We start from the raw sequence: 3,841 nt of genomic DNA on the forward strand, positions 1-3,841 counted from the left end.
GCCTCGACCCCCCGCCCCAAAGGACGTGCGGGGTCCGATCCGCGCCGGCTGACCCCGTCCGCGTCGGCCCGGAGGCGGCTCAGCCCCCGCTCGGCGCGGGCTCGGCCGGCCGTACGAGGCCGAAGGGCGCGCCCTCGGGGTCGGTCGCCCGCACGAACTCGCCGAAGGGGGCCCGCTGCACCGCCCCCAGCACCTTTCCGCCCAGACGGGTCACCCGTGCGGCGGCCTCCTCGGGGTCGGCCACCGAGAAGTAGGTCACCCAGCACGCGCCGTGCCCCGGTGGCAGGCCGGCCGTGCCCACCCCGTGGATCCCGGCCACCGGACGGTCGTCGTGATACAGCACCACGTAATCCTCGGTGGCCCCGGTGCCGTCCGCCGTTCCGGTGCCGTCGATGGCGCCGTCACGGCGCTCCGGCCGCGGATCGTCATCGAAGACCAGTGAGTAGAACTTGCTCACCATCGAGGACTCCACGGTCACCAGCTCGGTCCACACCGGGGACCCCGGACGGGTGGAGAAGGGGGTGCCGTACTCGACACCGGCCTGCCAGACCCCGAAAACCGCGCCCAGGGGATCGGCGGCCAGGGCGACCCGGCCGGCCTGCTCCACATCCATCGGCCCGACCGCCGGCGTGCCGCCGCACTCGCGCACCCGATCGGTGGTGGCGTCGGCGTCGGCGGTGGAGAAGAACGGCACCCAGTCCACGGGGTGCCTGCGCCCCGGCGCCATCCCGCCCAGACCGGCGATCGGACGACCGTCCACCATCGCGTTGAGGTACGGGCCCAACATCTCCGGACCCGCCTCGAACTCCCACCCGAACAACTCCCCGTAGAACCGCCGACCGGCCGACAGGTCGTGCATCATCACGCTGACGAAGCACGGGACGCCGGGGGTGGGTCCGCTCACGGATTCGGTCATCGTCGCCTCTCCTCGGAACTGAACCGGGCGCTTCCGGGGCCTCGCGCTCCCGGTGCCGTTCGGCGGACACCGTCCGAACCGTCGGCCGGCCCCGGTCGCCCGGGGCCCGGGGCGATGACACCGGTGTCACTGTCGATGCTCCCACCGATCTCCTCCCGCGTCGTCATGCGGGGCCGGTACGGGCCGGGGTGTCGTGGGTTTTCGTCCGAACTTCCCCCCGACCACTCCGCGCCGTACCGAATCGGTCACCATCGGTGTCCGGAAAGGGTGGGAACGGGCGGACGGCGACGCGGCCCCGGCTTCCCGCCCGCAGGGCGCCCGCACGGGACAATGACCCCATGACCGCAGCGATCATCTCCCCGGACGAACTCGCCGCCGTGCTCGCCGACCCCCACACCGACGCGGACCCCCCGGTCCTGCTCGACGTGCGATGGAACCTCGGCGGACCGCCCGGCCGTGAGGAGTACGGGCGCGGCCACCTGCCCGGCGCGGTGTGGATCGACCTGGAGACCGAACTCGCCGGATCGCCCGGACCCACCGGCCGCCACCCCCTGCCGTCCCCCGACGTCCTGCGGGACGCCATGCGGCGAGCCGGCGTGAACGACGACTCCCGGGTGGTCGTGTACGACGGCGGACAGGGATGGGCCGCCGCCCGCGCCTGGTGGCTCCTGCGCCACGCCGGACACGAACACGTCCGTGTCCTGGACGGGGGACTGGCCCGCTGGAACGGCCCGCTGGCCACCGTGGACCCGAACCCCCGACCGGGGAACTTCACCCCCCGGTACGGCGCCATGCCGGTGCTGGACGCCGAGGGGGCCGCCCGACTGGCCCGCGACGGGATCCTGCTGGACGCCCGGGCCCCCGAACGCTATCGGGGTGAGAACGAGCCGATCGATCCGGCGGCCGGACACATCCCCGGCGCCCGCTCGGCCCCCACCGCATCCGCCGTCGGCCCGGACGGCGCGCTCCTGCCGGCCGACGAACTGGCCGCCCGCTTCACCGCGCTCGGCGTCACCCCGACCGCGGAGACCGGGGTCTACTGCGGCTCGGGTGTCTCGGCGGCGCAGCAGGTGTTGGCCCTGTCCCTGGTCGGGGTGCGGGCCGCCCTGTACCCGGGTTCGTGGAGTGAGTGGTGCGCCGATCCCTCCCGACCGGTGGCGGTCGGCCCCGAGCCCGGCTGAGCGGGGCCCGCCCCCGACCACGACGCGGCGGCGGGGACCGATCCACCCTCCGGACCGGACCCCGCCGCCGCGTGCCGGGTCACTCCTGCTTCTTGCGGCGGGTACCGAAGACGATCTCGTCCCAGCTCGGCACCGCCGCCCGCCGACCGGGCCGGACACCGTCCGCCTCCGCCTGCCGGTCCGTGGTGCCCACCAGGCGATCCCGGTGACCGCTGACCGCCCGGGGCATCAACACGTCCGCGTACGCCGCACCGGCGCCCGCCGCGGAGGCCGTGCGTTCGGCCGGGGGCTCCTCCTCGATCCCCTCCTCGGCGACCTCCGGCTCCTCGTCCTCCGGCGGGGGACGGTCCGGCACCACCAGGTCGCCCCGGAAGCTGGGCACCGCCTCCAACAGACTGGTCAGCGAGTCCTGGTCGTTCGAGGCGGAGGCAGCCACGGGCTCCGCCGATCGCTCCCGGCCGGTCCGGCCCCGGTTCGCCTCCCGCTCACTCTCCCGCGGCAGGCGGGCGATGCGCGGGACGAAGGGTGTGCTGGGGGAGGGCGTGTCGTCCACGTCCCCGAGCAGCGCCCGGGCCTCGTCGTCCACCGCCTGGACCAGTCGGCGCGGTGGGTCGTACATCCAGCTCGCCGAGTGCGTCTCCCCGGCGACCCGGTAGACCAGCAGGATCTCCCAGGTGCCGTCGTCCCGCCGCCAGGAATCCCAGCGCACCGTGTCCCGGTCGGCGCCGCGCACCATCAGCCGCTCCGCGACCGCGTCGCCCAGTTGCGGGCCGGTGGTCTCACCGGACCGCCGCACGGGGGTCTTGCGGGCGCGCTCGGCCATGAAGGCACGCTCCGCGAGGACCGGCCCCTCGAACCGCCGCACGCGCTCCACCGGGATGTTCGCGAACTGCGCGACCTCCTCGGCGGTGGCGCCGGCACGTATCCGGGCCTGGATGTCGCGGGGGCGCAGATGGCTTTCGACCTCGATCTGCCCCAACCGCGCACGATCGTTGCGCACGGCGGCGCGCAGGCGTTCGTCGATCGGCAGGGTGTATTCCGTGTTGTCGGCAGCCTTCAGCACCAGCCGTGTGCCGTCGTTGCTGACGGCCACGACACGCAGTTCGGGCATGAGGACCTCCCGGGTGGTGCCTGCCGACGTCACGTGCGTCGCTGGTTCTCGCTGGTACGAGTGTGGCCTGCCCGGGTGCAGCCTGCCACAACCCTGCGGACTTGCCCGATGCCTCGGGCCCGGGGCCCTGACGCATCGTCCTGTCGACGCCCCGCACCCCGCCACCCCGTGGGACCGATGGGTTCGGACCTTTTCGGACGGCCGGTCGGCCGACGCCGCCGGAATGGCCACACTACTCCATCGGGGCCATCCGGGAGGGGTGGACGCGCCAACCCGGTCCCGCTCCCGGGTCGGCGCCGGAGCGCCCGGAAAGCCCCGCGGAACCACCGGAACCGGTCGGCTCCCCGGCCGGAACACCGGCCGGAACACCGGGCGGAACACCGGGCGGAACACCGGGCGGGAACCGGGGAGCGGGACCGCGGATGGTGGTCGGGGACGCGCGTCCCCGCTCGGCCGACCGGCACGGACGGGCCGTCACAAGGCTTTCCCGCGGCCCCGGGACGCCGGTGCGCGGGACCACCCGGATGGCGGTCACCGGATCGAGGTGTCCCGGGGCGGAACATCCCCGGGACACCACCTCACGGCCGACGAGGGGGCGTGAGGGGGAGCGCGGGGTGGCGCGCCGGGGTGCGG

Annotated in this window: 3 protein-coding genes; 1 reads left to right on the top strand and 2 read right to left on the bottom strand. The window is 74.7% G+C overall.

Annotation, left to right across the window (positions count from 1 at the left end; genetic code table 11):
• Window positions 1-79: 79 nt before the first annotated feature.
• On the bottom strand, window positions 80-916 hold the full coding sequence (locus FNQ90_RS15415; RefSeq protein WP_182606907.1) for a VOC family protein: 837 nt from the start codon (window positions 914-916) through the stop codon (window positions 80-82).
• Window positions 917-1,254: 338 nt separating this feature from the next.
• Between FNQ90_RS15415 and FNQ90_RS15420 the strand changes: the two genes are divergently transcribed.
• A complete protein-coding gene (locus FNQ90_RS15420; protein WP_182606908.1) occupies window positions 1,255-2,097 on the top strand; it encodes a sulfurtransferase in 843 nt (280 codons plus the stop codon).
• 79 nt (window positions 2,098-2,176) lie between these two features.
• Here FNQ90_RS15420 and sepH read toward each other — a convergent pair whose 3' ends face one another.
• Entirely contained in the window at window positions 2,177-3,241 is a 1,065-nt protein-coding gene (gene sepH, locus FNQ90_RS15425) for a septation protein SepH (RefSeq protein ID WP_182606909.1), read from the bottom strand.
• Between the last annotated feature and the right edge of the window lie 600 nt (window positions 3,242-3,841).

It is taken from the genome of Streptomyces alkaliphilus, assembly GCF_014141535.1.
Taxonomy (GTDB): Bacteria; Actinomycetota; Actinomycetes; order Streptomycetales; family Streptomycetaceae; genus Streptomyces; species Streptomyces alkaliphilus.